This window comes from Lentzea aerocolonigenes (assembly GCF_000955955.1).
Taxonomy (GTDB): domain Bacteria; phylum Actinomycetota; class Actinomycetes; order Mycobacteriales; family Pseudonocardiaceae; genus Lentzea; species Lentzea aerocolonigenes_A.
The window spans coordinates 1-5584 of record NZ_JYJG01000391.1; the positions used below are offsets into that span (position 1 = coordinate 1).

General features: G+C 70.0%; 3 protein-coding genes. 1 reads left to right on the forward strand and 2 read right to left on the reverse strand.

Annotation, left to right across the window (positions count from 1 at the left end; translation table 11 throughout):
- Nucleotides 1–102: 102 nt before the first annotated feature.
- Nucleotides 103–2970 (forward strand): AfsR/SARP family transcriptional regulator, encoded by a 2868-nt coding sequence (locus UK23_RS39780; protein ID WP_045316970.1) that lies wholly within the window; start codon nucleotides 103–105, stop codon nucleotides 2968–2970.
- On the opposite strand, the gene UK23_RS39785 is transcribed toward UK23_RS39780, so the two are convergent.
- Nucleotides 2960–4618 (reverse strand): cellulose binding domain-containing protein, encoded by a 1659-nt coding sequence (locus UK23_RS39785; protein WP_045316971.1) that lies wholly within the window; start codon nucleotides 4616–4618, stop codon nucleotides 2960–2962. The genes UK23_RS39780 and UK23_RS39785 overlap by 11 nt on opposite strands.
- Nucleotides 4618–5584 (reverse strand): cellulose binding domain-containing protein (locus UK23_RS39790; RefSeq protein WP_045316972.1); only part of this gene is annotated, 967 nt, incomplete at its 5' end. The genes UK23_RS39785 and UK23_RS39790, both read right to left, overlap by 1 nt.

Below are 5584 nucleotides of genomic sequence, written 5' to 3' on the forward strand. Positions count from 1 at the left end.
CCCCACCCGTATGCCGTGAACGGCGCTTTCGCGGACCTCAAGTCCCCGAAAGCGCCGTTCACGGCTTTCCCGTGACGTAGCCTCAGCGCCCTGGGGAGGACGATGGAGCTGAGGCTGCTGGGGACGGTCGAAGCCGTGCAGAACGGCCAGACCGTGGCGTTGGGCGGACCGAAACCGAGATTGGTGCTGGCCGCGTTGGTGCTGGCGCGTGGACGTCTGCTGTCCGCGCACCGGCTGATCGATCTGTTGTGGGAGGACGATCCACCGAAGAGCGCCTCGGGTTTGCTGCACACCTACATGTCCGGTTTGCGCAGAGCACTGGGGCCTGCCGCCATCGTCACCGAGGACGGCGGCTACCGGCTCGACAGCAGTGGCATGCGGGTCGACGTCTACGAGTTCGAACGCAAGGCGCAGGACCCCGCAGAGGACGCCGAGGCGGAGTGGCGAGGTCCGGCGCTCGCCGGGCTGACGGGGTCGTTCGCGCGCTCGGAGGCGAAGCTGCTCGAGGAGGCCCGGCTGGCCGTGGTCGAGCGGCGGATCGTGGCCGGTCTCGACCAGCCAGGCGAGGTGCTGACCGAGCTTCGTCAACTGGTCGAGCAGCACCCGTTCCACGAACGGCTGCGCGCGCACCTCATCACCGCGCTCGACCGCACCGGGCGAAGACGTGACGCGATGACGGTCTTCCACGAGACGCGCCGGCTGCTGGCGGACGAGCTGGGCGTGGAGCCCGGCCGCGAACTGCAGGACGCGTACCGCTCGTTGCTGGAGGAGCACGAACCGGAGGCGGCACCGGATCTGCTGCCCGCGGACATCCCGGACTTCGTCGGGCGCGACGACGAGGTGCGCAGGATTCACGCGGCGCGGATCGTCGCGATCTCCGGCCCGCCCGGCGCGGGCAAGACGACGCTGGCGATCCACGCCGCCCGCACGTTCCCCGACGGCTTCACCGGTGGCAGGTTGTACGCGGACCTGCGCGGCACGTTCCGGCCGCTCGACCCGTTCGACGTGCTCGGCCGGTTCCTGCGCGCTTTGGGCGTGGCTGCCGGTGATCTGCCCGCGACGCTCGACGAACGGGTCGAGTTCTACCGGATGCTCACCGCCGCACGGGGTGTGGTGGTCGTGCTGGACGACGCGGCCGACGAGAGGCAGGTGCGGCCGTTGCTGCCGGGCGGAACAGCCTCCCGGTGCCTGATCGCCAGCCGGGCCCGGCTCGCCGCGCTGGAGGCCGCCGAGCAGATCGGCATGCCGCTCCTCGGTGAGGCCGAGGGCCTGGCGCTGCTCACCGCGACGGCCGGCGGCGCCGATCCCGCCGCGGCACGGGAGATCCTGCGGTTGTGCGGCCATCTTCCGCTCGCGGTGCGGATCATGGCCGCGCGGATCGCGGCGCGCCCGGACCGGCCGTTGTCCTCGATGGTGGTGCGGTTGCGCGAACAACGCCGGATCCTCGACGAGCTCCGGGTGGGCGACCTGGAAGTGCGGGGCAGCGTGGCGTTGAGCTACGACGCCCTGCCCGCGCCGGCGCGCAGGGCCCTGCGGTTGCTCGGGTGGCTCGGCGTCTCCGACTTCGCCCCGTGGGTCGTGGCGGTGCTGATGGACGTCACCCTGTTCGACGCCGATGACGTGATCGACACGCTGGTGCACGCCCACCTGCTGGACGTGAGCGGCGGGCCGCGGTTCCGGATGCACGACCTCGTGCGCGTCTTCGCGTGGGAGCGTGCCCACGCCGAGGAGGAACGTGCCGAGCTCACGTCGGTCGCGACCCGTGCCGGTGAGCTCTGCCTGCTGCTGGTGGAACACGCTTCCGGTGGCACGCCGATGAGAACGCTGCGACCGCCGCGTTCCGGTGAGGCCGGTCTGGACCGGTGGCAGGCGGTGCTGCCGAAGCACCCGCCCGACTGGCTGGACGTCGAGCAGGGCACGCTGGTGCACGTGGTCGAACGGGCCGGCGAGCTCGATCTGGCGGACGTGGCGACCCGGCTCGCCACCTCGCTGTGCTCGTCGTCGTTCGCCGTGGAGAACCGGTTCCACCACTGGTGGCGCACGCACACCGCGGCCCTGGAGTCGGCCAGGCGCGCGGGCGATCGGGCCGGGGAGGCGCTGGTGCTGTCCGGGCTCGGCTGGCTGCGGGCCGAGCAGGACCGGCTCGACGAGGCCATCGACTACTACCGCCAGGCGCTGGAGTGCGACGAGAACCCGGTCACGCGGCTGCTGCTGGCCAGTGTGCTCAGGGAACGCGGTGATCTCGTGGCCGCCCTGGCCACCGCGGACGACGTCCTGCCGGTGCTGACCGATCCCCGAGCGGTTGCCAGGGCCGAGCACGGCCGGGCGATGACGTTGCTGGAGCTGGGAGACTTCGCCGCTGCCCGGGCGGGCCACGAGAAAGCCCTTGCCGCCTATCGGGAACTCGAGGACGACCACGGTGTCGGGCTGGTGCGGCGGTCGATCGGGATCGTGTTCCGCGCCGAGGGCCGGCTCGACGAGGCGGCGCGGGAGAGCGAGGAGGCGTTGCGCTGCCTGAGCGTCGCGGGCGACCGGCTGATGGTCGTCTACGCCGTGCAGTCGCTCGCGAAGGTGCGCATCAGGCAGGGCCGCGGTGAGGAGGTGCGGGCCGGGCTGCTGTCCGCTTTGGACACCTGCCACGAGATGCAGGACGGCTTCGGCGAGGCGCTCGTCCGCCGCACGCTCGGCGAGCTGGAACTGGCTGCCGGCCGGTGCACCGAGGCGATCGGTCACCTGCGGCAGGCCCTCGACTGGTGGGAGTCGTTGAACCTCACGCTGTGGCGGGCACGGACGCTGCGGGACCTGGCCGCCGCGCTCGCCGCCCTGGGTGAGACCGGGGAAGCCGAGGCGGCGCACCAGGAAGCGCACCGGTTGTTCGTGCTGCACGACAGCCGTGAGGCACGGGAGCCGCGAGTGCCCGGCGGCTTGTCGGGAGCCGCCGGGCACATCGCGGGGCGTGTTAGGGGGTGACCTGGGCGTTGGTCAGCCCCTTCACCGCCCCGGTCACGGTGTTCGAGGCGTAGACGACGTTGGGCATCGCCGTGCACTTCGACACCGAGGTGATGTTGATGGCGTACTGGCCGACTCCGCCGAGGTCGGAGCGGTTGTTGCGCCAGGTGTTGCCGCAGCCGTTGGGCAGGCTGGGGGTGGTGCTGGTGTTGTGCGTCTCGTAGCCGTTGGCGAACGTGCCGGGGCTGCGGAACGTGCCGGTGTTGTCCTCGATGAGGTAGCCGATCCCCTTGACGTCGACCCAGGAGTCGGCCGAGTTCTCGCCGGTGATGCCCTGGCCGTCGAAGGTGTTGCCGCGGATGACGCCCTCGTAGGTCCCTTCCTTGACGTCGATGGGCTCGGCCGCGATGTTCGGGCCGATCCTGTTGCCCAGCACCTGGACGCGGTCGCTGCGGTCGATGCCGCCGCTGTTGCCGTGGCAGGCCCAGTTGGAGTTGGCGGAACCGAGGTACACGCCCTCGCCGTAGCCGGGCTGGACCAGGCCGGTGTCGGTGATCACCGAGTTGCGGATGACGCTGTCGGCGGACGAACGGCGGAAGTGCACGGCTTCCTCGTCGACGTGGTGCACCGAGACCGAGTCGATCGTGGTGTGGTGCGAGTTGTCGAGGACGATGCCCTTCTTCGACTCCTGCACGGTGAACCCGGTGAGGTTCCAGTACGGGGAGTTGAAGATCCACAGGCCGTAGCCGGAGTCCCAGCCCGCGGTGGGCGCGGGGCAGTCAGGGGGATCGCCGGACGGACCGTCGTTGATGATCACGGCGTCGCGCGGGCCGGTCAGGGTGATGGGCTGCGACGGGGTGCCCGCACGGCCGTTCGTGAGGAACGAGCCGTGGTAGGTGCCGGACGCGAGCTTGATCGTCTGGCCTGGTGTGGCCGCGGCGAGCGCTGCCTGGAGTTGGGCAGGGTTGGAGACGTTGACCGTGTCCCCGCCGCCGCTGTTCGGACTCGTCGTGGCGCTGACAGGTGCGCTGGCCGCCGAGGTGTTGCCCGCCGCGTCCTTGGCGCGTACCGAGAACGAGTACGCGGTGGCGGGGGACAGGCCGGTGACCGTGGCCGATGTGCCTGTGACGGTCGTGACTGCGTTGCCCTGCAGGATTTCGTAGCCGGTGACGCCGACGTTGTCCGTGGATGCGGTCCAGGACAACGACACCGAGCTGGACGTCACACCCGTCGAACGCAGATCCGTTGGCACCGTGGGAGGTTGCGTGTCGGTGGGCGGGGTGGTGCCGCCGCCGCACGACGCGCCGTTGATCGTGCAGTTCGCCGGCAGGCTGCCACCGGATGCGTTGAAGCCGAACTTCGCCGTGGCGCCGGGTTTGATCGTGCCGTTGAAGCCGGCGTTGGTGAACTTGTGGTGCTGACCCGTCGATGTCCGGACGGAGCTCCACGAGCTGGTGATCGTGGTGCCCGACGGCAGGTCGAACTCGAGGGTCCACCCCGTGGTGGCAGCGTCACCGGAGTTGGTGATCGTCACGTTCGCGCCGTAACCGCTGTCCCACACGGAGGTCTGGGTGACCTCGGCCTTCAGCACGGGAGCCGCCTGGGCGGGCCCGCTGCTCAGCAGTGCCGCGACCGTCGCGGCGACCGCTCCGAGCGTCAGTGCTCTCATCAGTTGCCTCCGCAGGGGTTGCCGTTGACGGTGCAGCCGGTCGGCGTGCCGGTGCCCGAGGCGTTGAAGCCGAACTTCGCCGTGGCGCCGGGTTTGATCGTGCCGTTGAAGCTCGCGTTGGTGAACTTGTGGTGCTGGCCCGTGGAAGTCCGGACGGAGCTCCACGAGCTGCTGACCTTCGTGCCGGACGGCAGGTCGAACTCGACGGTCCAGGACGACGTCGCGGTCGCACAGCCGTTGGTCACCGTCACGTCGGCGCCGTAACCACTGTCCCACACCGAGGTCTGGGTGATCTTGGCGGTGACGCACGAGCCCGACGGCGGAGTGGTGGTCGTAGTCGTGGTGGTTGTGGTCGTCGACGTCGTGGTAGTGGTCGTGGTGGAGGTCGTGGTCGACGTGGTGGTGCTGGTCGGCGGTGTGCCGTCGACGGACTTCAGGAACAGAGACGCCGCCGAGTCGGTCTTCGTGGCGTCCACGCCGTGCCCGCCGGTGTAGTCGCGCTGCTCGTTCATGGCCCAGTCGGCGATCGGTGTGCCACCGGCGTCCAGGTGCTGGTAGGCCGTGCCGTTCCAGCCGAACTGGTAGATCCGCGAGTGGTCGGCGTAGTAGTCGGTGAACGGGCCGCCGGTCGCGAGCTGTTTCGTCATGGCGTTGTTGAAGAAGACGTTGCGCGGCCCGGACGCGCCGGACCACTTCACGGCCTTCTTGCCCGCACCCCACCAGATCGGGAACCAGTTGGAGTTGTCCGGTCCGCCGCCGCCTTCCTCACCGCAGTTCGCGCGGCAGTTGCCGGAGCGGTGCGCGTAGGAGACGCGAACCGTGTTGAGCTCGAACAGGTTGTTGCGTTCCCAGCCGCCGTGCAGGTTCAGGTCGGAGTCGAAGTCGTTGCCCACCACGACGTTGCCCGAGGAGGACCACTGGAACGTGAAGTGGCGCAGGTTGCGGGAGGTGTTGCCGGCGTAGAGC

What these genes read in the sequence shown, in the direction of transcription:
- UK23_RS39785 (WP_045316971.1), bottom strand. Translation starts at nt 4,618, where the DNA reads ATGAGAGCACTGACGCTCGGAGCGGTCGCCGCGACGGTCGCGGCACTG.
- UK23_RS39780 (WP_045316970.1), top strand. Translation starts at nt 103, where the DNA reads ATGGAGCTGAGGCTGCTGGGGACGGTCGAAGCCGTGCAGAACGGCCAG.